Origin of the sequence: Xanthomonas sp. WHRI 10204, from assembly GCF_040202875.1 — a bacterium.
Taxonomy (GTDB): Bacteria; Pseudomonadota; Gammaproteobacteria; order Xanthomonadales; family Xanthomonadaceae; genus Xanthomonas.
In genome coordinates this window covers 221540-244344 of record NZ_JBEGDW010000001.1, presented here as the reverse complement: position 1 = coordinate 244344, position 22805 = coordinate 221540, and the positions used below count along the sequence as shown (strand labels likewise).

Sequence of the window (22805 nt, the reverse complement as noted above, 5' to 3'; positions counted from 1 at the left end):
GACCACGACCACGACCACGACCACAGCAAAAGCGATCACGCGCACCAATCCCCATCACGACAACGCCCCGCACAAGGCGGGGCGTTGCTGACAGCAGCCGAGGCGAGCCGTTACTTTTTCTTCGGGATGTACAGGTCGGTGATGGTGCCGTCGTACACCTCGGCCGCCATGCCGACCGATTCGCTCAGGGTCGGATGCGCGTGGATGGTGTGGCCGATATCTTCGGCTTCGGCGCCCATCTCGATCGCCAGGCCGATCTCGGCCAGCAGGTCACCGGCATGCACGCCGACGATGGCGCCACCGATGATGCGGTGGGTGTCTTCGTCGAAGATCAGCTTGGTGAAGCCTTCGGTACGGCCGATGCCGATCGCGCGGCCGCTGGCGGCCCACGGGAACTTGGCCACGCCGACCTTCAGGCCCTTGGCCTTGGCTTCGTTCTCGGTGACGCCGACCCAAGCGATTTCCGGGTTGGTGTACGCCACCGACGGAATCACCCGCGCCACCCATTCCTTCTTCTCGCCGGCCGCCACTTCAGCGGCCAGCTTGCCTTCGTGGGTGGCCTTGTGCGCCAGCATCGGGTTACCGACGATGTCGCCGATGGCGAAGATGTGCGGCACGTTGGTGCGCATCTGCCGGTCCACCGGAATGAAGCCGCGCTCGGTGACGGTGACGCCCGCCTTCTCCGCGCCGATATTCTTGCCGTTGGGCGAGCGGCCCACGGCCACCAGCACGCGATCGAATGCAGTCGCCTGCAGGCCGGGCTGCTCACCCTCCACGGCCGCTTCGAAGGACACGGTGATGCCGCTCTTGTCGGCCTTCACGTCGGTGGCCTTGGTCTTGAGATGGACCTCGACGCCCTGCTTCTTCAGGCGATCGGCCAGCGGCTTGACCAGGTCCTTGTCGGCGCCCGGCATCAGCTGATCCATGAACTCGACCACGGTGACCTTGCTGCCCAACGCGCTGTACACCGTGGCCATTTCCAGGCCGATGATGCCGCCGCCAACCACCAGCAGGGTCTTGGGAATGTCGTGCAGTTCCAGCGCGTCGGTGGAGTCCATCACGCGCTTGTCGTCCCACGGGAAGTTGGGCAGCTTCACCGCCTGCGACCCGGCGGCGATGACGCAATGCTCGAAGCGCAGCAGCTGCGTCTTGCCGTCGTCGCCGACGATCTCCAACTCGTTGGGCGAGACGAAACTGGCCACACCGGTGACGGTGCGCACCTTGCGCTGCTTGGCCATGCTGGCCAGACCGCCGGTGAGCTTGCCGACCACTTTTTCTTTGTACTCGCGCAGCTTGTCCAGGGTGATCTTGGGCTGGCCGAAGTCCACGCCGAAATCGCCGGCATGGGCCACTTCGTCGATCACCGCGGCGGCATGCAGCAGCGCCTTGGACGGGATGCAGCCGACGTTGAGGCAGACGCCGCCGAGGCTGGCGTAGCGCTCGATCAGCACCGTGTCCAGGCCCAGGTCGGCAGCGCGGAACGCAGCGGTGTAGCCGCCGGGGCCGGCGCCGAGCACCACCATCTTGCAGTCGATGTCCGCGGTCCTGCCGCTGGCCAGCGCCGGCTTGGGCGCTGCCGGCTCGGCCGGGGCGCGGTGCGACGGCGTCACCGGCGGCTTGCTGCCGGGTGCGGCGGCCGCGGGAGCTGCAGGCGCGGCGGCCTTGGTCTCGGCCTTGGCGGGCGCAGGCGCGGCGGCCTCGCCTTCGGTTTCCAGCAGCAGCACTACGGCGCCTTCGGACAAGTTGTCGCCAATCTTGACCTTGAGCTCTTTGACCACACCGGCAGCCGAAGACGGCACTTCCAGCGTGGCCTTGTCCGATTCCAGCGTGACCAGGCCCTGGTCCTTGGCCACGCTGTCGCCCACGGCGACCAGCACTTCGATGACGGGGACATCGCTGTAATCGCCGATGTCAGGAACCTTGATTTCAATGACCGCCATTTGCTTCTCCTGTGGCTTAACCGGCTGTGCCGGCAAGCGTCTGCTGGAGTTCATCCAGCGACGATTCGATTTGGGTCCAGCGCTTGTCGCGCTTCTTTTCCTTGCCGTCGCTGGCTTCGATCAGCAGCGCGGCCTGTTGCAGCAGCAGTTCGCCAGCGCCGCAACTCGGGCGCGTGCCGCTGTAGCGCACGCCCTCGACCTGGAACGACAGCACCTCGCCCTCGGTCACCGGCGCGGTGCGGCCGCTCGGTGCCAGTTGGGTCAAGGCCGCGGTCCAGTTGCTGACCAGCCGTTTGGCCAACGCCGCCGGAATCGGGATCTCGACCGTTTCAGGCGTCTGCTCGGTGCGGAACTGCACACTGCCGCGATCGCTCTGGCTGACCCAGCTGTAGACGCGCTCGTCGGCGCGGCTGTGGCGCAGGGTCCAGTCGGCGCCGTCCTTGCCCGGCACCAGCGACACGCCGCTTTCCACGCCACGTGTGGGCAGGGTCAGCAACGACAATGCCGGCTTGTTGCCGCCGTCGAGCAGCGTGCTCACCGCGGTGCCGTAGTTGCCCACGGCCGGCGGCCAGCCGCGCCCCAGCGTGCTGTCACACTCGCGTGCCACCGCGCAGGTCCACGGCAACATGCCGAGCACGGCGATCGTCAGCAGTGCAGTCCTCACAGCAGGACGCGACGCATGTCGGCCAGCACCTGGCTGAGATAGGTGGTGAAGCGCGCCGCCAGCGCGCCGTCGATGACGCGGTGGTCGTAGCTCAGCGACAACGGCAGCATCAACGTCGGCACGAACTCCTTGCCGTTCCAGACCGGCTGCATCGCCGACTTGGACACGCCCAGGATCGCCACTTCCGGCGCATTGATGATCGGCGTAAACGCGGTGCCGCCGATGCCGCCGAGCGAGCTGATCGAGAAGCAGCCACCGCTCATGTCGGCCGGGCCCAGCTTGCCGTCGCGCGCTTTCTTGGCCAGCTCGCCGCTTTCCTGGGCGATCTGCAGCACGCCCTTCTTGTCGACGTCGCGGATCACCGGCACCACCAACCCATTCGGCGTATCGGCGGCAAACCCGATGTTGATGTACTTCTTCAGCGTGAGGTTTTCGCCGGCTGCGTCGAGCGAGGCGTTGAACTCGGGGAACTTCTTCAGCGCCGCGGCGCTGGCCTTGACCAGGAAGGCGAGCATGGTCAGCTTGATACCGGCCTTCTCGTTTTCCTTGTTCAACGCCACGCGCAGTGCTTCCAGGTCGGTGATGTCGGCCGATTCGAACTGGGTGACGTGTGGAATCATGGCCCAGTTGCGCGCCAGGTTGGCACCGGAAATCTTCTTGATGCGCGACAGCGGCTGGGTTTCGGTCTCGCCGAACTTGCTGAAGTCCACCTTCGGCCAGGCCAGCAGGTTCAGGCCATTGCCACCACCGGCCGGTGCGGCACCGGCTGCGGCAGGCGCGCCACCGGTGAGCGCGGCCTTCACGAAGCGCTGCACGTCTTCACGGGTGATGCGGCCGCCCTTTTCGCTGCCCTTGAGCTGGTTCAGATCCACGCCCAGCTGGCGTGCGAACACGCGCACCACCGGGCTGGCATAGGCCACCTTGGACGGCAGCACGCTGTCGGCGTCGAAGGTCACCGGCGGGCTGCTCGGGTTGCCGGCCGATGGCTGGCTGCCTTGCGAGGCGTCGCTGGAACGTGCGCCCTGCACCTGCGCGATCTCGCGCTGGGCCAGCTTGTCCGGCTCAGCCGACACCGCGACCGGCTCGACCTTGCCGGCAGTTTCGGCGGTGTCGGTGGTGGGTTTGGCCGGAGATTGCGCCGCACCGGCGCCGCCATCGCTGGCAGCGATGATCGCCACCACATTGCCCTGCGACAGCGTGTCGCCGACCTTGACCTTGAGCTCCTTGACCACGCCGGCGGCCGAGGACGGCACTTCCATCGTGGCCTTGTCCGATTCCAGCGTAACCAGGCTCTGGTCCTTGGCGACGGTATCGCCGACGGCAACCAGCACTTCGATCACCGGGATATCGGTGTAGTCGCCGATATCGGGCACGCGCGCTTCGACCAGACCGCCTTCGGCGGCAGGTGCAGCCGGCGCGGCCTTGGCAGCAGGTGCCGGTGCAGCGGCGGGCGCAGCCTTGGCCGGAGCAGCAGGCGCGGCAGCGGCCGGCTTGGCCGCAGTGTCGGCGCCGGCATCGGCCACTTCGATCAGCGCCACCAGGGCGCCCTGCGACAACGAATCGCCGACTTTGACCTTGATCTCCTTGACCACGCCGGACACCGACGAGGGCACTTCCATCGTGGCCTTGTCCGATTCCAGCGTGACCAGGCTCTGGTCCTTCGCGACCGTATCGCCGACCGACACCAGCACCTCGATTACCGGGACGTCGCTGTAGTCACCGATATCGGGGACAAGTGCTTCCTTGATTTCGGCCATACGGGGAACTCCGGCAACAGATGGGGAAACCCCTATTGTGGCCGGCCACGGGCCGCAGCGCCAACCATTGGCATCGAAAAAATCGCACAGCCCGCAGGATGCAGCGTCCGCGCACGCAGGTGCATGCTTATTTCGAGGCGCGTCGATCCACCTGCAACAGGTGCAGTGGCTCGCCCGAGGGCAAACGATACGCCAGCGCATTGTCCAGCCCATCCAGCGCTTCGACGCGGTCGCACAAGCGCTGCGCACGCGGGCGCAATGCACGCGCCTGCGGCTCGACCAGACGCTCGATGCGCGCTTCCAGCCCATCGAGCGAACGCAGCTGCATATCGTTGCCGGTGAGCCCGGACTGCACCGCACCGGCGATCACATCGCCGATCAACTGCGGCAACACCTCGGCGACCAGCGCGCCGATGTCGTCGTCGATATTCACGGGCGTGAGCTGGCTTTTGCTGAAGCTCTGCTTCAAGCGCAGATCGATCTTTTCGCGCACGCTGGCCAGTTGCGCGCGGGTCGCCTCGGGACTGCGGCTGAACCCGGCCGCCACTTCGCCGAGCGCGGTGACCGCGATGTCGGCGGCCTCGCGCCCGACCTCCTGCGCCAGCGGCACCACCTCACGGGTCTGCCGCTCGAACTGGATCAGGCGGGTACGGTCGTCTGCACTCAGCGTCACCCAGCGATCATCGACGAACAACGCGCCCTGGCGCATCACCAGGCGCTGCGGCGTCCCGGCGCTACGAATCAGGATGAGGCTGCGCGGATTGAGCGTGAGGTCGTAATCGCTGCTGACATCGCACTGCATCTCGTCGGCAAGCGCCACATCTGCGGCAGTGAGCATGCCCAGTGCGAGCGTTGCCGCCATCGTGATTGCATGTCTGATCGTCATCGCGGTGCTCCTTCCTGTGCTGCCTGCACTGTGCGGCCACGCGCTGCGGGCTGCCTGTGCCGAACGCTGGCATGACTTATGGCGGCAGCTGGCAACGTGCTGGTTGCATGCGCACGCGCTGACGGGCGCGCATTGCGCAGACACGCGCCATCGTCGGCGATTCATTGACGTGGGCCAGCGCCGCATCAGTCCAGCACATCGCGCACCGGTTGCCATGCGGCGCACAAACGCGGCAACGACCAGGCCGCGTTGGCCGGACTGGTGGACGGCAAGGCCAGCAGCGGTACGCTGCGCGCGTCCTGCGACAACACCGGCTGTACATGGCGATGCCAGGCCTGCGCCGCCGCGGCGCCATTGCAGGCCACCATGCGCAGCTGCGGCAAACCTGCCAGCAACGCAGGCAGCGGATTGACCACGACACTGTCTGCGACGATCGCAGCATCCAGGCTGCCGCGACGCGCGCATTGGCCGATCACATCCCATAACCCGACACCCTGTGCGTTCAATGCCTGCATGCGTGCGGCATACGTCGCGGCAGCATCAATACCCAAGAGGGCATGCATCACTGGCCAGAACCGATTGCGTGGATGCGCGTAATAGCGGCCCGCCTCCAACGAGGCGATACCTGGCATCGAGCCGAGCACCAAGACACGGCAATCGTTAGGAATGTGCGCTGGCAAGCCGTCACGCACGGCGTTTTTCGTCACGGCAATCGCATCTGCGTGAATGTCTTTTTCAGCTTGCATGTCGCAACCACGGCCTTCTTGGGAAAGTTCCTGAACAAACGAAATTTTAGCGAGTCGCAGGTGGGCGTGGATTCAGATTTTCAGGAATAGCTTTGGCGCGGCCCACTCCACGGGCCTAACAAAAATTATGCGAGGAGACCCCCAATGCGTGCCATTTCCATCCTGAGCCTGGCTGCTGTATCCGCACTTGCGATTGCACCGTCCGCGTTCGCGCAGGACACCACCTATACCGGTGATACCTCCTCGACTTCCACCAGCGCTGATAGCGCGTCCGGCAAGCATTGGGCAGTGGTCGGCGGTGTCGCCTTGATCAAGCCGAAGAACGATCCGGCTCCGGGCCTGGACGTCGATGGCGGCCCGGCACCGACGCTGAGCGCCAGCTACTACATCAACGACAACTGGGCTGTTGAAGTGTGGGGCGCTGCCGACAAGTTCAATCACCGCGTCAACGCCGATGGCGTGGGCAAGGTGGGCACCGTCGAGCAGCAGCCGATCGCCATCAGCGGCCAGTACCACTTCGGCCAGGCCGACAACGTGTTCCGTCCGTTCGTGGGCGTGGGCTACTACGAGTCGAACTTCAGCAACGAGAAGATCGATGCGGCGTCGACCACCGGTCAGCACGTGGGCCTGGATACCGCCAAGGGCGTGATCGGCACCGTCGGTGTTGACATGAACATCAACTCCACCTGGTTCGCACGTGCCGACGCCCGCTACATGCGTTCGCGTCCGGAACTGCGTGTCGGCGGCCAGGGTACCGGCAGCGAGCTGGAACTGGATCCGTGGACCGTTGGCTTCGGTGTCGGCGCGCGCTTCTAAGCACGTCGCGACACACAACGTTTGAGTCGAAAAAACGGGCCGCAAGGCCCGTTTTTTTATGTCCAACATCCACGTACGCCAGCCTGCATCGACGCATTCGGCATTGCTGGCTGGCGTGCGCGTCGCGCTTCAACGCCAGTAGACGCTGCCACGCAACCGCGCGGCGCGCCAACGCCACCACAACAAGGTGGCGTAAGCCAGTGCGTAGCCGAGCAGCACGCCGGCGGCGCCCAACAGGCTGGCGTGGCTGAGCCAGCCATCGACCGGCCATGCCACGCCCTGCCAGGCACTGCGCCAGCCCTGCACCATGCCGGCGATCACCCGCACCACCACCAGCGCCGTCAATGCCAGCACCAGCCAGAGATTGGGTCGATAGAACAACCCTTGGGCGGTACGCTCGAAGCGGGTCAGGCGTAAGGCCAGCACACCCAGCGCCAGCCCGCAGGCCCAACCGAAGGCGGCATGACGGATCGCACCCGGCCAGAATGCCGCGGCGATCGCGGTAAAAATGACGAACAACACGCTGGACAGCGCCGCTGAGGCCAGATTGATCATCAACAACCAGCCACGCGCCTGGCGCCGCGCAGTACCGACACGGAAACGTTGCAGCAGCGATAACGGAAACAGCACCGCGAACACCGCCAGGGCGATGATCACGGCCAGCGGGATGGCAAGAAGCAGGGGCATCGCGTCAATGGCCGAAGAAGATGGCCGACCACGCTACTACGCCTGCGTCAGGCGCGCGTGTTCGGCGCTGCACGCACAATCGGCCGCGTACGCTTGCACGCCTTTACTTGGCAGCGCGTGGCGTGATGAGCGGCTGGGTGGGCCGTCTGCGCCCGCATCGCACTGCATGGATTCGCAAGCGTCAGACGCCGCATCTCGGCAGCATCGCATGCAGTGCCGAGGGCATAGCTGCGGAGTGGGTGCGGTTGCAGGGAATGCGCAGTCCCCACCCCGCATCGGCAGCGCGCACGCACAAATGGCTCAAGGATGGGCGACAACCGTCGCCACAGTGCCGAGCTCCGTTTGGAGGCTCGCGCTTTGTCGTTGCGCTCTTTCAAACCGCGAAGACGGCGTTGTTGCAAGCCGTCGGGCACGGATGGACGGGGCGATCAGAGCGTGCAGCTCAGACTTGGGGCTCTGCGCATGCTGCATGCCCGCCCAGACCATCGGCCACGCGCACCAACTGGTGCACGCGGCCGTGTCGTTATCGCGCTCAGAACGCGGGCAGGACCGCGCCTTTGTACTTCTGCTCGATAAAGGCCTTCACTTCCGGGCTGGTCAATGCTTTGGCCAGCTTCTGCACGCGCGGGTCGTCCTTGTTGTCTGCGCGCGCCACCAGGAAGTTCACGTACGGCGACTCCTTGCTTTCGATCGCCAGCGCGTCGCGGGTGGGGTTGAGCCCGGCATCGAGCGCGTAGTTGGTGTTGATCAGGGCCAGATCGACCTGATCCAGCACACGCGGCAGCATCGCCGAATCGAGCTCGCGGAATTTCAGCTGCTTGGGGTTGTCGACGATGTCGCGCTGGGTGGACAGCGCGTTGCTCGGGTCCTTGAGTTTGATCACCCCGGCCTTGTCGAGCAGGATCAGCGCGCGGCTGTTGTTGCTCGGGTCGTTGGGGATCACCACGTCGGCGCCGCTCGGCAGATCGGCCAGCGCCTTGAAGCGGCGCGAATACGCACCGAACGGCTCGATATGCACGCCGACCACGGTCACCAGCTGGCTCTTGCGGTCGCGGTTGTAGGCGTCCAGATAGGGCTCGGTCTGGAAATAATTGACGTCGATCTGCTTCTGCACGACCTGGTCGTTGGGCTGTACGTAATCGTTGAACACGCGCACGTCCAGCTTCACGCCCTGCTTGGCCAGCAGCGGTTCGACCACTTCCAGGATTTCGGCGTGCGGCACGGCGGTGGCGGCCACGGTGAGGGTGTCGCCACCGCTGCCGCCATTGCCGCCGCAGGACGCCAATGCCAGCGTGGCCGCAGCAAGAAGGGAACGAAACGCAAATGTGCTCATGAAAGGGTCCGTGGGAGGAGGAATGCGGACAGGCCGCAGGCGTTAAACCTAGCAGACCGCAGGTGCAGCGGCGATGCGGCGGCCCGCAGGGGCTGTGCCTGCAAGACACACACCGGGGCGGTGCCAGCGCATCCGCCTGCAGCCCGCAGCAGCGATAGACGCCGCAGCGGCATGCAGCGTCGCATCTACCGGCCGCGTGCGGCGACGCGACTGGCTCAGCGGCGGCTGTAGCGCGCTACTAAACGGTCGCCCAGCATCTGTAGCAGCTGCACCAGCACCAGCAAGGCGATGACGGTGATCAACGCGACGTCCGCATGCGAGCGCATATAGCCCTCGCGGTAGGCCACATCACCGAGGCCGCCGGAGCCGATCGCCCCGCCCATGGCGGTGAATCCGATCAGCGCGATGGTGGTGACGGTGGCGCCGGCGATCAAGCCAGGGCGCGCTTCTGGCAACAGCACCCACAGCACCAGCTGGCGGGTGGTGGCGCCCATCGCCTGGCTGGCTTCGATAATGCCGCGGTCCACCTCGCGTAATGCGGTTTCCACCAGGCGCGCATAGAACGGCGCGGCGCCCACCACCAGCGGCAGAATCGCGCCGCGCACGCCGAGCGAGGTGCCCATCAGCGTCAGAGTGAGCGGAATCATCGCAATCATCAGGATGATGAAGGGCACCGAGCGCAGCAGGTTGATCACCAGCGCCAGCGCGCCGTAGAGCACCGGGCGACGGCGCAGCTGCGGGGCGCCGCACAGGAACAGCGCAACCCCCAGCGGCAGGCCGATCAGCAAGGTCAGCGGCAGCGCGCCGGCCAGCATCAGCAAGGTGTCCAGGGTCGCCTGCCCGATGTCGCCCCATTTGGCGGCATCGAGATTGCGGAAGAAGCCACCAGCGGCGGCGATCGGCAGCAGGTTCATACGCGCAGGTCCTCTACGTGCACGCCGGCGGCGACGAAGCCGGCGCGCGCTGCATTCTGGTCGCCACCGGTCAGGGCGACGATGAGCTGGCCATACGGCGTGTCCTTGATGCGGTCCACGCGCCCGGACAGGATGTTGTAGTCCACCCCGGTCTCGCGGGCGATGCGGCCCAGCACCGGCTCATAGGTGCCGTTACCCAGGAAGGTCAGCCGCACCACGCGCCCGCCGACGGCGGCGAAATCGCGGTGCAGCTCGGCCTCGTCCACGTGCTCGGCTTCGGACACGAAGCGCCGCGTGGTGGCATGTTTGGGATGCAGGAAGACCTCGGTGACCGGGCCGGTTTCCACCAATTTACCGGCGTCCAGCACTGCCACGCGGTCGCAGACGCGGCGGATCACGTCCATCTCGTGGGTGATCAGCACGATGGTCAGGCCCAGCTCGCGGTTGATCTGCGCCAGCAGTTGCAGCACCGAGGCGGTGGTCTGCGGGTCCAGCGCGCTGGTGGCCTCGTCGCACAGCAGGATCTGCGGGCGGGTGGCCAGCGCACGCGCAATGCCCACGCGCTGCTTCTGGCCGCCGGACAGCTGCGCCGGATACTTGTTGGCGTGCTCCTGCAGGCCGACCCGCGCCAGCAGCTCGGCCACCCGCGCATCGATCTCGGCGCGCGCAGTGCCGGCCAGTTCCAGCGGAAAGGCGACATTGCCGGCCACGGTGCGCGAGGACAGCAGGTTGAAGTGCTGGAAGATCATGCCGATGCGCCGGCGCAAGCCACGCAGGCCCTGGCTATCCAGCGCGGTGACGTCTTCCTCGCCGATCAGCAATCGCCCACCGCTAGGCTCTTCCAGCCGGTTGATCAGCCGGATCAGCGTGGATTTGCCGGCACCGGAATGGCCGATGATGCCGAACACCTCGCCGGGGCCGATCCGCAGATCGAGCGGGTGCAACGCCACGATCTGGCGACCGTCGACGGAGTAAGACTTGTGCAGGCCCTGAAACTGGATCACCGCGGGTGGCCGATTGGGGGGTCGTGAAGCCTACCAGTCAATGTTTACGGCCGTCATTCCATTCGGTTCTATGGTTTGGGATTAGGGAGGCGTAACAGCGCAGCGCTCTTGCCCTTGCGAATCCCCAATCCCCAATCCCCACTCACGGCCGTTCAAGCGGCAACGGCCGATCGGTCTGCCGTATCCGCTCCCGCCGCAACAAATACAGGCCGCTGGCGACGATGATGCCGGCGCCGGTCCAGGTCCAGCCGTCGGGCAAGGTCTGCCACAGCAGCCAGTCCCAGCCGATCACCCAGACCAGGCCGGTGTACTCCAGCGGCGCGATCATCGAGGCCTCGCCGCGCAGGAACGCCTGGGTCAGCGCAATCTGCCCCAGCGCGCCGGCCAGGCCCATGCCGGCGATCAGCCAGCCGTGGCTGGCCTGTAATGGCACCCAGTCGGGGATGGACAGCACCCCGGCGCCGATCGCCATGAACAGCAAAAACCACACCACCATGGACTGCGGCGTATCGGTGCGGGTCAGCAGGCTCACCGTGACCGCGGCGATGGCGTAGGCCGTGGCCGCCAGCAGCACCATCAGGCCAGGCAGCGAGACCAAGCCGCCCACGCCCGGGCGCAGCACCACGATGACCCCGACCAGGCCAATGCCGATCGCCGTCCAGCGCCGCGGCCCCACGTGCTCGCCCAGCAGCGGCACCGACAAGGCGGCCACCAGCAACGGCGCCACAAAGTAGATGGTGTAGGCGGTGGACAGCGGCATGCGCTTCAGGCCGTAGACGAAGCAGCCGATCATCACCATGCCCAAGGCCCCGCGCAGCAGATGCAGGCCCCAGCGCACCGGCAAGATGGCACGCGGCCCGGCTGTGGCGAACACCCACACCAGCACGAACGGCAGCGACGCGGCGCCACGCAACAGCGTCACCTGCAACGGCGGGTACTGCGCAGCCAGCAGCTTCATCGCCGCATCCATCAGCGAGAAGCAGGCCACGGCGGCGACCATCCAGGCGATGGCGGGGAGCGGAGAACTGGTGCTGGGCATGGGCGCATTATCGCCGTCGCAGCGCGCCGACCGCCATGCGTCGATGACGGCCATCGCGGCACGATGGCCTAGAATGGCGGCTGTTTTCAGCCAACAGGAGCTTTGCATGCCTTCCTTCGACGTGGTGTCCGAAGTCGACAAGCACGAACTGACCAATGCGATAGACCAGGCCAACCGTGAACTGGACACGCGTTTCGACTTCAAGGGCGTGGAAGCCAAGTTCGAACTGGAAGACGGCAAGGTCATCAACCAGTCCGCCCCCAGCGACTTCCAGCTCAAGCAGATGACCGACATCCTGCGGGCGCGGCTGTTGGCGCGCAGCATCGATGTGCGCTGCCTGGACTTTGGCGATGTGGAAACCAATCTGGCCGGCGCGCGGCAGAAGGTCACGGTCAAGCAGGGCCTCGAGCAGAAGCAGGCCAAGCAGCTGGTGGCCAAGCTCAAGGAAGCCAAGCTCAAGGTCGAAGCGCAGATCAACGGCGACAAGCTGCGCGTCACCGGCAAGAAGCGCGACGATTTGCAGGACGCGATGGCGCTGCTGAGAAAAGCCGATTTCGAGCAGCCGCTGCAGTTCGACAACTTTCGCGACTGAGTGTGGTTGAGCGATGCCTGAGAGTGCGGTGACCGACGCGCACCTGCAGACATCTGCAGGTGCTGCGCAGTGGGGCAACCGAGGCCTGCGGCATCCCTGCGTGGATCACCATCGCCGCAACGGGCTGCAGGGCTAGCGGCCCCGATGCGCTCGCTGCTCACCCGCTTGTTGCATCGCCTGCACGCCCGGCAGGCGGACGCGTCTGCCGCAGGCGGTGTGCAGTCGACCAAGATCCACGCGCAACCGCAGATCGAAAGCGGCTCGACGCTGCACACCATCGCCGGCCTCGATCCGGTGGCTGCAGCGGCCTTTGCCGACGCCTTTGCGGTGGAGATCGAACACGCCATTGCGCGCTGCACGCTCGGCGCTGCCGACACCAGCCAGGCGCAGGCGCTGGAACAGATCCATTCGTTGAAGAACACCATCTCGTTGACCGGCTCGCAGCAGTTGCTCAAGGCCTGCGACCAGCTGCGCGGCGAGGTGGAGCGCGACGCGCTGAGCGACACGCTTGCGCACCGCTTCACGGCCGTGGCCACCGCCGCAGGTCTACTGGTCAAGCGCTACCGGCGCACCCTTCCCATCGACGACGCGGACCCTCATGCGTAGCACTCCCAACCACGCAGCGACCGGCCTGATTCTGGCGGCCAGACAGTTGCGCAACGACAGACTCGTGCGGTTGTTCGAGTCGTTTCTGGAATACCGCGCCTGCGTCGGCCGCGTGATCGTGCAGACCATGGTGACCCTGTGGTGCCTGGGCTGGCTGTACGGCCCACAGCCGGTGCTGGTCAAGGATGCGCACAACGTCTTCCCCACCGCAGTGACCGTGTGGGTCGTCTCGGTGGCATGGATGGTGCTGGTGCGGCGCCGGATCATCCCGCCGGGTGAGTGGCTGGATGCGATGGGCTTTGCGATGAGCCTGTTGTTCATCGGCATCCAGACCACGCTGGCCTTCATCCTGTTGATGTCGTTGAACGCGTTTCTGCCGTTCATCACCATCGCTGCGGTGGCGCGCTATGGGCAACGCGCCACCTTGCCGGTGCTGCTCAGCACCTTCGTGCTGATGCTGTTGACCGCACCCAGCGGCTACTGGCTGTCGCGGCCGGCGTACTTTGTGTATGCGGTGGCGCTCAGCATGGTGTTGCCGCTGCTGGTGGCGCGCATCGTGCTTGCGATGCAGGAAGTGGCGCTGCAGGCGCTGGCCTCGCGCGATGCGCAAAGCCGCTTCATCAGCACCATGAACCATGAGCTGCGCACGCCGTTGAATGCGGTCATCAATTGCGCGCAGCTGATCGATACCGACGGCATGCCAGCCGAACAGCGCGACCTGATGCAGGCGGTGACGGTCAATGCGACCGCGCTGCGCCACCGCGTCAATGAAGTGCTGGACGTAGCCAGCATCGACGGTGGGCGGCTGCAGCTGCAGAGCAAGCCACTGAGCATGCTGGACGTGCTGACCACCGTCAAAGCGGTCTGCGCGACCGCCGCATCCACCAAGGGCGTGTCGCTGAGCGTGCGCATGGAGGCACCGGAGACGCCCCATGTGCTGGGCGACGAGGGCCGCATCGAGCAGGTCATCAGCAACCTGGTCATCAATGCGATCAAGTTCACCCCGGCCGGTGGCGCGGTCGAGTTGCTGATCGAAGCCACCCAGCTACAGCAGCGCTGGTCGATCGCCGCGACGATCACCGACACAGGCATCGGTGTGCCCGACGACAAGAAGGCCTACATCTTTACCCCGTTCACCCAGCTCAGCACCGGATTCAGCCGTGCCGAGGGCGGCGTCGGACTGGGGTTGTATATCGCCTTGTCGGTGTCCGATGCGATGCACGGCAGCCTGACGGTGAGCGACAACCCCGCCGGTGGCAGCATTTTCCGCTGGATCTTCGAGCTACCCGTGGCCGCGGCCGACAGCAGCCGCACGCTCGGCCTGCGCGATGCGCTGGCGCACCATGCGCAGACCGTGCCACCGTTGCATTGCCTGGTCTTCGAGGACATGGACACCAATCGCCTGGTGATCGGCAATCTGCTGACGCGCGCCGGGCATCGGGTGAGCTTCCATGTCGATGGCACCGATGCGGTGCAGCGCATCGCCCAGGCCGCGCCGGATCTGGTGTTTCTGGATCTGCACATGCCCGGCACCTCCGGCTGGGATGCATTGGGCCAGGCCCGCGATGCGATTGCCGCGCTGCCGCCAATCATCGTATTGACCGCCGATACGCGCGCCGATTCGATACGCGAAGCGGCAGCCGCCGGCGTGGCAGGTTATCTATCCAAGCCGATCAACGCCCACGAACTGCTCGCACTGCTGGCCCACCATGCACACCAACGACAGCACTGAGTTGAAGCCCGGCAATGCGGCGCGCTGGCATTGGCGCAGCGCTGCCCAGACACGTACCGCAGTGGCGCTGCTGTTCCTGCATGGGTTTTCTGCAAGCCCGGGCGAGGCCGGCGCGCTGCCCGAGCAGATGGCCGATGCGCTAGGTGCCAACGGCTACGTGCACCGCTGGCCCCGCCATGGAGGCAGTGCACCCGATGCGATGCAGGGGCTGACGACGGCGGCGCTGCAACGCTCTGCGCTGGAGGCTCTGGCGCAGGCGCGGCGGATGGGCGAGCGTGTGGCAATTGTCGGCTCATCAATGGGCGGCAGCTTGGCGCTCTGGCTTGCGGCGCAGCATCCCGAGCAGGTGTCGGCGGTGGTGGCATGGTCGCCCGGCATCCAGCCGGTCAATGCGGGCTTGCTCGATCGGCTCTGCGACGCCGATGCACCGATCGCAGACCCGTACCCGCGCAGCGCTGAAGAACTAGCGTATTGGTCGGACACCATCCACCCGGACGGCTTTCGTAGCTTGCGCGGCCTGTTCGACGCACTCGCCGCCGCGCCGCCGTGGCCACAGGTGCGCTGCCCGGTGCTGCTGGGCTATTACCGCGCGCCCAATGGCGACGAAGATCAGATTGCCTCGGTGCCGGCGATGCTGGCCATGTTCGATGCGCTGGGCACGGCTGCCCCGCTCAAGCAGGCGATCGCCTTCGACAGCGGCGCGCATGCCATCGGGTCGCCGCACAAGACGCCACTGGCCGAGTACGTCGCCCAGGTGTCGGTGGAGTTCTTGCGCGCGCATGTCGGTGCGCACGTTGGCGAGGCGCCGCGCAGCGACGATAGCGACGCACGCTGATTGCGCGTGCGCGGCCGCATGGCGCCGGGCAGCATCGGTTGCGTCTGTTGCGTCATCGCCGATGACTCGGCCTGCGCGGCCGCTTCGGCAGCGATCGCATACACTGGCGCGCCATCACGCCGCCGCCACGATGACCACCACGCCTGCCACGCCCGATCCGTTGACCGCTACCCGCACGTGGATCGAACGCGCGGTGATCGGACTGAACCTGTGTCCGTTCGCCAAGGCGGTGTACGTCAAGGAACAGGTGCGGCTGGTGCTCAGCGACGCCAGCACGCCCGAGGCGCTGCTGGAACAACTGGCCGAAGAACTGGTTCTGCTGCGCGACACGCCGGCTGAGCAGATCGACACCACCCTGATCGTGCATCCGGACGTGCTCACCGACTTCCTGGAGTACAACGACTTCCTCGACAATGCCGACGCGGCGGTGGAAGCGCTGGACCTGCAAGGCATCCTGCAGGTGGCCAGCTTCCACCCCGACTATCAATTTGCAGGCGCCGCGCTGGACGATGTGGCCAACTTCACCAACCGCTCGCCCTTCCCGACCTTGCACCTGCTGCGCGAGGACAGCGTGGAGCGTGCGGTGGCGGCGTACCCGGATCCGGACGTGATTGTCGAGCGCAATATCCAGACGCTGGAACGGCTGGGCCGAGCGGGCTGGGAACGCGTGTTGAACGGCGCCCAACACTGAGCCTGCGCCCTGCCGCGCGCCAATGCGTGCAGCAGGGGCCGAACGCCGGCAGCGTGCGGCGGCGGCAATCCGTTGAAATGCCCGTGAAAAACACGGTCGCGTCGCTGCCGTACGCGTCGCCGGTGTTGCTGCAGCACTGACATGCCGCGCGCTACAGTGCCGCACCCTTTCGTTATGCGCGCACGCCATGGCCCTGATTCCCGCTGTTTCCGCATGGAACCCCTCACCACTGCAGGACCGCGTGGTGGTGATCACCGGTGGCGCGCAAGGCATTGGACGCGGCATTGCGCAGGCCGTGCTCGGTGCCGGCGGCAGCGTGGTGATCGGCGATCTGGACGCCGCTGCCGGAAAGGCCTGTCTGCAGGACTGGGCGCTGCCGCAACGCAGTGCATTCGTGCGTTGCGATGCCGCACGCGAGACGCAGGCCGCGCGTCTGATCGCCACGGCGTACAAGCGCTTCGGCAGACTCGATGGTCTGGTCAATAACGCCGGCGTACCTGACCCGCACGTTGCGCCGTTGCCGCAGCTGGAATGGGATGACTGGAATCGGCGCCTGGCAAGCCTGCATGGCGCGTTTTTATGCAGCAAACATGCCTTGCCTGCACTGACGCAGGCAGATGGCGGTGGTGCGATCGTCAACATCGCCTCCACCCGCGCCTGGCAGTCGGAGCCGCATAGCGAAGCCTATGCAGCGGCCAAAGGTGGCCTGGTCGCGTTTACCCACGCATTGGCACTGAGCGAAGGCCCGCAGGTGCGCGTCAACAGCATCAGTCCGGGGTGGATCAGCACCGATGCCTGGCGTGCACCGCAGCGTCGTCGTGCGCCCAAGCTCTCGCGACGCGACCATGCGCAGCATCCGGCCGGACGTGTGGGCACGCCGGAAGACATCGCGCAGCTGGCGGTGTACCTGCTGTCGCCGCAACTATCCGGGTTTGTCACCGGGCAGGACTTCATCGTCGATGGCGGCATGTCGCGCAAGATGCAGTACGTGTAACGGCGTGCTGCGGATACGGCTTGGGTGATGCGCTTTGCAGCGCGCTGCTGCGACGCGGGGACGCGCGTGCTTGCCGGTCTTTGGTGTTCGTCATGCACGACATCGACGTTGGGATCGGTGAGGCGAAAGCTTGGAGATCAGCACGCGCGTCGTGCATCCGCTGCTGCTGCTGCTGCTGCTGCTGCGCTTTGAGCGTTGTCCATGCATGGTGTGGTGTGGTGTGGTGTGGCGTGGGTCGGTTTGCTCGAACTCACACTCTCCCCCCCCGCTCTGCGCCCCAGCCCGCGTTTGCGACGCGGGCGCTCCAAAGTACGCGCACCAGTGGCACGCGAACCGTGCCTTCTCGCCCCGACGGGAGAGAGGCTTGGATGGTTGAGCACGCAGCGCCCGCGCGTGGTGGACTGATCGCCAACACGTGTTGCTGCGCCTGTCATTTGGGCGCTGCGTTCCAGACGCTTTTACGAAGGCTTTTTCGGAGGCTCACACCCACCCGCTGATCAGCCCGACAGTTGCGCTTCCAGCAGGCGCTGCGCATCGCCCAGCGAGGGCATGATGCGATGGCCCAACGCGCGCACGTCCGCATCGGGTTCGAGCAGGTCCGGGATCTGAATCGGGGTCATGCCTGCCGCCAGTGCAGCGCGCACGCCGGTCGGCGAGTCTTCCAGCACCAGGCAGTGTGCAGGCTCCACGCCCAGCGACTGCGCTGCCAGCAGGTAGATATCCGGCGCCGGCTTGGGATGCTGCACATCGCTGGCGGTGCACACCGCATCGAAGCGCCACAGCAGATCGGCCGCTTTCAGCTTGCGCAAGGCAAGCGGGCGTTGGGTGGAGGTCGCCACCGCACGTGGCATGCCGAGCGCAGCCAGATACTCCAGCAGCGCAATGATGCCGGGCCGGTGCGGGATGCCGAGTTCCGCGACGGCGTCATAGAGCAGCTGAGCACGCGCCAGCATGCGTTCGGCAGCGGCGTCGCCGACGCGTTCGCCAAGCAGACGGCGGCAGGCGACATCGCCGGTACCGACCATCTGCAACCAGAACGTCGGTTCGATTGTCAGCCCTTGCGCATCGGCCGCCTGCGCCAGACAGGCAGTGATGGCGCGCTCGCTATCGAGCATCAAACCATCCATATCGAAGATCACCGCCTGCGGGCGAAACGGCAGCGGCGTGGCCGCCGTCATGCAGTCGCTCCGCGCCCGAACAGCACCTCCAGATCGCTTGCCTCCAAGGCACGCCATTGGCCCGATGGCAGCGCGTCCAGCGACAAGCCGCCGATGCGGCTGCGATGCAATGCCGCCACGTGATTGCCGGCGGCGGCGAACATGCGGCGCACCTGGTGATAGCGGCCCTCGTGCAAGGTCAGCCGTGCCTGGCGCGCGCCAAGTACCTCAAGCTCGGCGGGAAGCAATGGCTTGGTTTCGCCTTCCAGCAGCAGCTCGCCGCTGGCGAACAGCGCCGCTTCGTCGCCGCGCAGGTCTTCGGCCAGGCTGACCTCGTAGACCTTGTCCAGTGCGGATTTGGGCGAAATGATCCGATGCAGCAACGCGCCATCGTCGGTCATCAGCAGCATGCCGCTGGTCTCGCGATCCAGCCGCCCCACCGGCGCCAATACTGGCGCACGCGAGCGAAAACGCGGTGGCAGCAGCTCGTAGATCAACCGGCCGGTGTCCTTGGTCGAGCAGGTGTAACCGCTGGGCTTGTGCAGCAACAGGCTGAAACCCGGCGGCGGGTCCAACGGCTCGCCGTCGATACGGATGGCGTCGTGCTCCACCTGGTCGTCGGCATACAGCACCTCGCCCTGCATATCGGTCACGGCGCCCTGGCGAAACAGCTGAGTCACCTGCTTGCGGCTGCCATAGCCGAGATTGGCGATGTGTTTGACCAGCTTCATGCGCGTGCCGCCTTGCCGCGCACGGCAGCGATCAACTTGAAGCCGCCGCGCTCGGCGGCGACGCGTACCTGGCCGAAGCTTTCGTTGAGCACCTGCTCGTAAGGCAGATGCCGGTTGGCCACCAGCAGCAGCTGCCCGCCCGGGCGCAATGCCTGCGCGGCCACGGCGATGAAACGCTGGCCAATGTCCGGGCGATCGGCGCGCGAGGGCGTGTGGAATGGCGGGTTGCTGACGATGAAGTCGTACTGCGCCGCCAGCCCGGCGGTGACGTCCTGCCAGAGGTACTGCAGCTGCGCAGGATGCGCGATGTCCTGCAGATTGCGTCGCGCCAGCGCGAGCGCACGCGCTTCGGCTTCGTACAGATCCAGCGCAGTGACCTTGGCGCAGCGCGCCAGTACTTCGGCCGAGAGATACCCGAACCCCGCACCCAGATCGGCACCGTGCCCGGCCAGGGTGGCGGGCAGGTGCTCGACCAGCAACGCCGACGCAGGATCGATGCGATCCCAAGCAAACACACCCGGTCGGCTCACGAAGCGTCCATCCAGAATCTTGCGCGGCGCATCCAGCGCCGCCCAGCGCGCCTGCAGCGCGGCATCGGTGTCGGCGGGCAGCGGCGCGGTCCAGTAGGTGCGGCAATGGTGCTTGGTCAGGCTGCCGGCCAGACCGGCGAGCTGGCGCAGATCGGCCTCGCCCGAGCGCGCGCCCTCGTTGTTGGACTGACACGCCACGACCCGGCCACCGGGCGCGGTCAGCGCCAGCGCGCGCGCAAACAACGCGCGCGCTTCTTCGCGCTGCCGCGGTGGCAGCACCAGTACCAGCGCGTAGCGGGTGCTGTCGGCCTCGATCTCGCTCTCTTCGCGCACGCTCCAGCCACTGCCCTCCAGCGCCTGCGCAAACGGGCGGAAACTCTGCTCGCAGGTCAGCGCGTCGGCGGACGCGTGCTCGCGCAGCGGGAAGCCGTCGCGTGCACGCAGAAACAGCACAGGGCCTGTCGGCCACGGCAGCGCGCCTTGGGCGAAGGGCAGGAACAGGGCTTGAAGCGGGGCATCGTGCGGGCCAGCCATCGGATCATCAGGTCGGGAACAGGCCAACATTGTAAGGGAGCCCTGCCTGCCGCCCGTGCTCGCCACGCGATCCGTGCTTGCCATGCGCTGACGCGGGTCGTCCATTGCGTGACCTGCGAACGGATTGCCTTGCGCTGTTTATACGGACCGTTGATGCGCACGCAACATCTGCCGGCCTAGGCTGGAAGCCAAGCCCACACCGGAGATACGCGATGCGAGCCCTGTTCGTAGGTGGAGTCGTCGACAACAGCGAAATGGACCTGGACGACACGCCGCCACCGATGCATTACCCCGAAAACACCGGCGCCGGTCGCCCCCGTTACCGCCTGCATCAGGTCGGTGAGCGCGACGACGGCAGCGTGGCCTACGCGGTCTACGGCGCGCCAGAAATGGCCGACGCCGACGTCATCCGCATCACCGAAGAGCGCGGCTACGCACGCCGCTTCAGTGCATCGCCAGAGGCGCCACGCTGAGCATGGTTCTTTGTGTAGATGAATTGAACTGCGTGCGGCACGTGTGTGTGGTATCGGTTAACGGTTCGGCTAGCAGCATCTTGTTGAAATCTGGCTAGTGGCTGCTCGTCGATACGCGCATAAGAGATTGGCTAGGCAGGCACGGATGCGTTGGCTGTCCTGCTTCCATTGACGATGTGGTGCCCACGTTGAATGCCACGGCATCTACGCTGCATGGCCATGGTGCCCGCACCGCATGTCCACCAAGAACCGGGCAAATGCCCGGTTTTTTAAGGCCGCCATTGTTGCGACCACCAATGGCTCCTGGTCGCCAAGCACGGCTGCCCGGAGAGAACCGTCACCTCGGAGAATCCTGCTCACCAACAGGAAAGCGGCGACAAATCAAAGGTCCTCACCCCTCGAGAGAGGAGTTGAGATGAGAGTGTGAGGCGAAGCCCAATACGCACACGTCTACGAGGCTTCGCGCGTACCCTCATCCGCCCTTCGGGCACCTTCTCCCGACGGGAGAAGGTACAAAGCCCCTCTCCCCTCGGGAGAGGGGTTGGGGTGAGGGTACGGGGGCGAAGCCACGCTATGCAGCATGCCCACGAGGCTTCGCGCGTACCCTCATCCGCCCTTCGGGCACCTTCTCCCGCCGGGAGAAGGAACAAAGCCCCTCTCCCCTTGGGAGAGGGGTTGGGGTGAGGGTACGGGGCGAAGCCATGCTATGCGGCATGTCCATGAGGCTGCGCGCGTACCCTCATCCGCCCCTGCGGGGCACCTTCTCCCGGCGGGAGAAGGAATAAAGCCTGCGAACGCCCTCGCTTACCGCGCTTTCGGCGTCACACGCCAGATCACGTTGCCCACGTCATCGGCCACCAGCAAGGCACCGCTGTTGTCGGGTGCAACGCCAACCGGGCGTCCCTGCGCATTGCCTTCGGCGTCCAGAAATCCATCCAACACGGTGATCGGCGTCCCGCTGGGCTTGCCATCGACAAACGGCACGAACAGCACCTTGTAACCACTGGGCGGGTCGCGATTCCACGAGCCGTGCTGCCCGATAAAGGCGCCCTGGCGAAAACGCTCCGGCAGCAAACTGCCGCTGGCGAAGGTCAGGCCAAGCGAAGCGGTATGCGGGCCCAGCGCGTAGTCCGGTTTGATCGCCTTGGCCACCAATTCGGCATTTTGCGGTTCCACCCGCTCATCCACGTGCTGACCGTAGTAGCTGTATGGCCAGCCGTAAAAGCCGCCATCGCGCACCGAGGTCAGGTAGTCCGGGACCAGATCGCTGCCGATTTCGTCGCGTTCGTTGACCACCACCCACAGCGATTTGCTCTGCGGTTCCCACGCGGTGCCCACCGGATTGCGCAGCCCGCTGGCGAACACGCGGCTGCTGCCGGTGGCCGGATCGATCTCCAGGATCGCCGCGCGGTTGAGCTCGGCCTCCATGCCGTTTTCGGCCACATTGCTGTTGGACCCGACGCCCACGTAGAGCTTGCTGCCATCGGCGTTGGCCAGCAGCGACTTGGTCCAATGGTGGTTGAGCCCGCCAGGCAGATTGGCCACGAACGTGGGCTTGGCGCTGATGTGCGTGTCGCCCGGCTTGTACGGAAAGCTCACCAGCGCATCGGCATTGGCCACGTAGAAGCGGTCACCGACCAGCGCCATGCCGAACGGCGAGAACAGCCCACTGATGAACTGCGTGCGCACCTCCGCCACGCCGTCGCCGTCAACATCGCGCAGCAAGGTGATGCGGTTGGCGCTGGGCACCACGGCGCCGGCTTTCTTCATCACCGCGCCCTGCACTTTCTTGCGCAGACCGCCGCCACTTTCGGCATCCTCAGGCTTGGGCGGTTCGGCGGTTTCGGCCACCAGCACATCGCCATTGGGCAGCACGTACACCCAACGCGGGTGATCGAGATCACGCGCAAAGGCATTGACCTGCAGATCGTCGGCCGCCATGGGTTTGGCGTTGGCGGCCCAGCGCTTGACCGGGGCTACCTTCACCGTGGGAATCAGGCGTTTGACCGGCTCGGGCAATTGCGGGTCAGGCCCGGTCCCCTGTTCGATGGCCAGCGTGGCGGTGTCGCCGCATCCGGCGAGAACGGCAACCGCCAGCAACGACAGCGGCCAGCGAATGAGCGGGAGCAGGGGTGCATGCATTG

At 66.0% G+C, this 22805-nt stretch carries 22 protein-coding genes; 8 read left to right on the top strand and 14 right to left on the bottom strand.

Annotated elements, in window-relative coordinates:
- Window positions 1-110: 110 nt before the first annotated feature.
- From lpdA to ABQZ00_RS01115, 5 genes are all read right to left on the bottom strand, one after another.
- Window positions 111-1940, bottom strand: coding sequence for a dihydrolipoyl dehydrogenase (gene lpdA / locus ABQZ00_RS01135; RefSeq protein ID WP_323537814.1), 1830 nt, complete (start codon window positions 1938-1940; stop codon window positions 111-113).
- 16 nt (window positions 1941-1956) lie between these two features.
- The gene (locus ABQZ00_RS01130) at window positions 1957-2604 is read right to left on the bottom strand and encodes a hypothetical protein (RefSeq protein WP_323537815.1); all 648 of its coding nucleotides are present in this window, start codon (window positions 2602-2604) and stop codon (window positions 1957-1959) included.
- On the bottom strand, window positions 2601-4361 hold the full coding sequence (locus ABQZ00_RS01125; RefSeq protein WP_115554648.1) for a dihydrolipoyllysine-residue acetyltransferase: 1761 nt from the start codon (window positions 4359-4361) through the stop codon (window positions 2601-2603). Before ABQZ00_RS01125 ends, ABQZ00_RS01130 begins: the two co-directional genes overlap by 4 nt.
- Window positions 4362-4488: 127 nt before the next feature.
- On the bottom strand, window positions 4489-5247 hold the full coding sequence (locus tag ABQZ00_RS01120; RefSeq protein WP_323537816.1) for a DUF2884 family protein: 759 nt from the start codon (window positions 5245-5247) through the stop codon (window positions 4489-4491).
- Window positions 5248-5432: 185 nt separating this feature from the next.
- Window positions 5433-5993 carry a DNA-deoxyinosine glycosylase gene (locus ABQZ00_RS01115; RefSeq protein WP_323537817.1) on the bottom strand — a complete coding sequence of 187 codons (561 nt, stop codon included), beginning with the start codon at window positions 5991-5993 and terminating at the stop codon, window positions 5433-5435.
- Between the two features lie 144 nt (window positions 5994-6137).
- On the opposite strand from ABQZ00_RS01115, the gene ABQZ00_RS01110 reads away from it, so the two are divergent.
- Window positions 6138-6809 carry an OmpW/AlkL family protein gene (locus ABQZ00_RS01110; protein WP_115513954.1) on the top strand — a complete coding sequence of 224 codons (672 nt, stop codon included), beginning with the start codon at window positions 6138-6140 and terminating at the stop codon, window positions 6807-6809.
- 129 nt (window positions 6810-6938) lie between these two features.
- Here ABQZ00_RS01110 and ABQZ00_RS01105 read toward each other — a convergent pair whose 3' ends face one another.
- From ABQZ00_RS01105 to ABQZ00_RS01085, 5 genes are all read right to left on the bottom strand, one after another.
- Entirely contained in the window at window positions 6939-7496 is a 558-nt protein-coding gene (locus tag ABQZ00_RS01105; protein ID WP_323516710.1) for a CcdC protein domain-containing protein, read from the bottom strand.
- 532 nt (window positions 7497-8028) lie between these two features.
- Window positions 8029-8829, bottom strand: a complete 801-nt coding sequence (locus ABQZ00_RS01100; RefSeq protein WP_055847969.1) for a MetQ/NlpA family ABC transporter substrate-binding protein — start codon at window positions 8827-8829, stop codon at window positions 8029-8031.
- 215 nt (window positions 8830-9044) lie between these two features.
- Window positions 9045-9737: a methionine ABC transporter permease gene (locus tag ABQZ00_RS01095; RefSeq protein WP_228323645.1), complete on the bottom strand. Its 693-nt coding sequence runs from the start codon at window positions 9735-9737 to the stop codon at window positions 9045-9047.
- A gap of 2 nt (window positions 9738-9739) precedes the next feature.
- Window positions 9740-10747, bottom strand: a complete 1008-nt coding sequence (locus tag ABQZ00_RS01090) for a methionine ABC transporter ATP-binding protein (protein ID WP_055847963.1) — start codon at window positions 10745-10747, stop codon at window positions 9740-9742.
- A gap of 142 nt (window positions 10748-10889) precedes the next feature.
- Entirely contained in the window at window positions 10890-11786 is an 897-nt protein-coding gene (locus tag ABQZ00_RS01085; protein ID WP_323537818.1) for a DMT family transporter, read from the bottom strand.
- 106 nt (window positions 11787-11892) lie between these two features.
- Between ABQZ00_RS01085 and ABQZ00_RS01080 the strand changes: the two genes are divergently transcribed.
- From ABQZ00_RS01080 to ABQZ00_RS01055, 6 genes are all read left to right on the top strand, one after another.
- Window positions 11893-12378 (top strand): YajQ family cyclic di-GMP-binding protein, encoded by a 486-nt coding sequence (locus ABQZ00_RS01080; RefSeq protein ID WP_055847960.1) that lies wholly within the window; start codon window positions 11893-11895, stop codon window positions 12376-12378.
- A 144-nt stretch (window positions 12379-12522) separates the two neighbouring features.
- Window positions 12523-12984, top strand: a complete 462-nt coding sequence (locus ABQZ00_RS01075) for a hypothetical protein (protein WP_323537819.1) — start codon at window positions 12523-12525, stop codon at window positions 12982-12984.
- The gene (locus ABQZ00_RS01070; protein ID WP_323516713.1) at window positions 12977-14716 is read left to right on the top strand and encodes an ATP-binding response regulator; all 1740 of its coding nucleotides are present in this window, start codon (window positions 12977-12979) and stop codon (window positions 14714-14716) included. Before ABQZ00_RS01075 ends, ABQZ00_RS01070 begins: the two co-directional genes overlap by 8 nt.
- Window positions 14694-15551: an alpha/beta hydrolase gene (locus tag ABQZ00_RS01065; RefSeq protein ID WP_323537820.1), complete on the top strand. Its 858-nt coding sequence runs from the start codon at window positions 14694-14696 to the stop codon at window positions 15549-15551. The genes ABQZ00_RS01070 and ABQZ00_RS01065 overlap by 23 nt, the downstream gene beginning before the upstream one ends.
- A gap of 130 nt (window positions 15552-15681) precedes the next feature.
- Complete coding sequence (locus ABQZ00_RS01060; protein WP_115513961.1) at window positions 15682-16242, top strand: DUF1415 domain-containing protein; 561 nt, start codon at window positions 15682-15684, stop codon at window positions 16240-16242.
- A gap of 187 nt (window positions 16243-16429) precedes the next feature.
- The gene (locus ABQZ00_RS01055) at window positions 16430-17236 is read left to right on the top strand and encodes an SDR family oxidoreductase (RefSeq protein ID WP_323537821.1); all 807 of its coding nucleotides are present in this window, start codon (window positions 16430-16432) and stop codon (window positions 17234-17236) included.
- Window positions 17237-17733: 497 nt separating this feature from the next.
- On the opposite strand, the gene ABQZ00_RS01050 is transcribed toward ABQZ00_RS01055, so the two are convergent.
- From ABQZ00_RS01050 to ABQZ00_RS01040, 3 genes are read right to left on the bottom strand one after another with little or no spacing between them, the layout of a single operon-like run.
- A complete protein-coding gene (locus ABQZ00_RS01050) occupies window positions 17734-18414 on the bottom strand; it encodes an HAD family hydrolase (RefSeq protein ID WP_323537822.1) in 681 nt (226 codons plus the stop codon).
- Window positions 18411-19124 (bottom strand): pseudouridine synthase, encoded by a 714-nt coding sequence (locus ABQZ00_RS01045; RefSeq protein ID WP_323537823.1) that lies wholly within the window; start codon window positions 19122-19124, stop codon window positions 18411-18413. The genes ABQZ00_RS01050 and ABQZ00_RS01045 overlap by 4 nt, the downstream gene beginning before the upstream one ends.
- Window positions 19121-20188 (bottom strand): class I SAM-dependent methyltransferase, encoded by a 1068-nt coding sequence (locus ABQZ00_RS01040; RefSeq protein WP_055847941.1) that lies wholly within the window; start codon window positions 20186-20188, stop codon window positions 19121-19123. Before ABQZ00_RS01040 ends, ABQZ00_RS01045 begins: the two co-directional genes overlap by 4 nt.
- A 212-nt stretch (window positions 20189-20400) precedes the next feature.
- Between ABQZ00_RS01040 and ABQZ00_RS01035 the strand changes: the two genes are divergently transcribed.
- Window positions 20401-20661 (top strand): hypothetical protein, encoded by a 261-nt coding sequence (locus ABQZ00_RS01035; RefSeq protein WP_115513966.1) that lies wholly within the window; start codon window positions 20401-20403, stop codon window positions 20659-20661.
- 804 nt (window positions 20662-21465) lie between these two features.
- On the opposite strand, the gene ABQZ00_RS01030 is transcribed toward ABQZ00_RS01035, so the two are convergent.
- On the bottom strand, window positions 21466-22803 hold the full coding sequence (locus ABQZ00_RS01030; RefSeq protein WP_323537824.1) for a PQQ-dependent sugar dehydrogenase: 1338 nt from the start codon (window positions 22801-22803) through the stop codon (window positions 21466-21468).
- Window positions 22804-22805: the final 2 nt, after the last annotated feature.

Excerpts from the sequence above, each read along its gene's own strand:
- ABQZ00_RS01125 (WP_115554648.1), bottom strand. The coding sequence starts at position 4,361 with ATGGCCGAAATCAAGGAAGCACTTGTCCCCGATATCGGTGACTACAGC.
- ABQZ00_RS01115 (WP_323537817.1), bottom strand. The coding sequence starts at position 5,993 with ATGCAAGCTGAAAAAGACATTCACGCAGATGCGATTGCCGTGACGAAA.
- ABQZ00_RS01110 (WP_115513954.1), top strand. The coding sequence starts at position 6,138 with ATGCGTGCCATTTCCATCCTGAGCCTGGCTGCTGTATCCGCACTTGCG.
- ABQZ00_RS01040 (WP_055847941.1), bottom strand. The coding sequence starts at position 20,188 with ATGGCTGGCCCGCACGATGCCCCGCTTCAAGCCCTGTTCCTGCCCTTC.
- ABQZ00_RS01055 (WP_323537821.1), top strand. The coding sequence starts at position 16,430 with ATGGCCCTGATTCCCGCTGTTTCCGCATGGAACCCCTCACCACTGCAG.
- ABQZ00_RS01050 (WP_323537822.1), bottom strand. The coding sequence starts at position 18,414 with ATGACGGCGGCCACGCCGCTGCCGTTTCGCCCGCAGGCGGTGATCTTC.
- ABQZ00_RS01105 (WP_323516710.1), bottom strand. The coding sequence starts at position 7,496 with ATGCCCCTGCTTCTTGCCATCCCGCTGGCCGTGATCATCGCCCTGGCG.
- ABQZ00_RS01045 (WP_323537823.1), bottom strand. The coding sequence starts at position 19,124 with ATGAAGCTGGTCAAACACATCGCCAATCTCGGCTATGGCAGCCGCAAG.
- ABQZ00_RS01060 (WP_115513961.1), top strand. The coding sequence starts at position 15,682 with ATGACCACCACGCCTGCCACGCCCGATCCGTTGACCGCTACCCGCACG.
- ABQZ00_RS01030 (WP_323537824.1), bottom strand. The coding sequence starts at position 22,803 with ATGCATGCACCCCTGCTCCCGCTCATTCGCTGGCCGCTGTCGTTGCTG.
- ABQZ00_RS01100 (WP_055847969.1), bottom strand. The coding sequence starts at position 8,829 with ATGAGCACATTTGCGTTTCGTTCCCTTCTTGCTGCGGCCACGCTGGCA.
- ABQZ00_RS01070 (WP_323516713.1), top strand. The coding sequence starts at position 12,977 with ATGCGTAGCACTCCCAACCACGCAGCGACCGGCCTGATTCTGGCGGCC.
- ABQZ00_RS01035 (WP_115513966.1), top strand. The coding sequence starts at position 20,401 with ATGCGAGCCCTGTTCGTAGGTGGAGTCGTCGACAACAGCGAAATGGAC.
- ABQZ00_RS01075 (WP_323537819.1), top strand. The coding sequence starts at position 12,523 with ATGCGCTCGCTGCTCACCCGCTTGTTGCATCGCCTGCACGCCCGGCAG.
- ABQZ00_RS01085 (WP_323537818.1), bottom strand. The coding sequence starts at position 11,786 with ATGCCCAGCACCAGTTCTCCGCTCCCCGCCATCGCCTGGATGGTCGCC.
- ABQZ00_RS01080 (WP_055847960.1), top strand. The coding sequence starts at position 11,893 with ATGCCTTCCTTCGACGTGGTGTCCGAAGTCGACAAGCACGAACTGACC.
- lpdA (WP_323537814.1), bottom strand. The coding sequence starts at position 1,940 with ATGGCGGTCATTGAAATCAAGGTTCCTGACATCGGCGATTACAGCGAT.
- ABQZ00_RS01120 (WP_323537816.1), bottom strand. The coding sequence starts at position 5,247 with ATGACGATCAGACATGCAATCACGATGGCGGCAACGCTCGCACTGGGC.
- ABQZ00_RS01065 (WP_323537820.1), top strand. The coding sequence starts at position 14,694 with ATGCACACCAACGACAGCACTGAGTTGAAGCCCGGCAATGCGGCGCGC.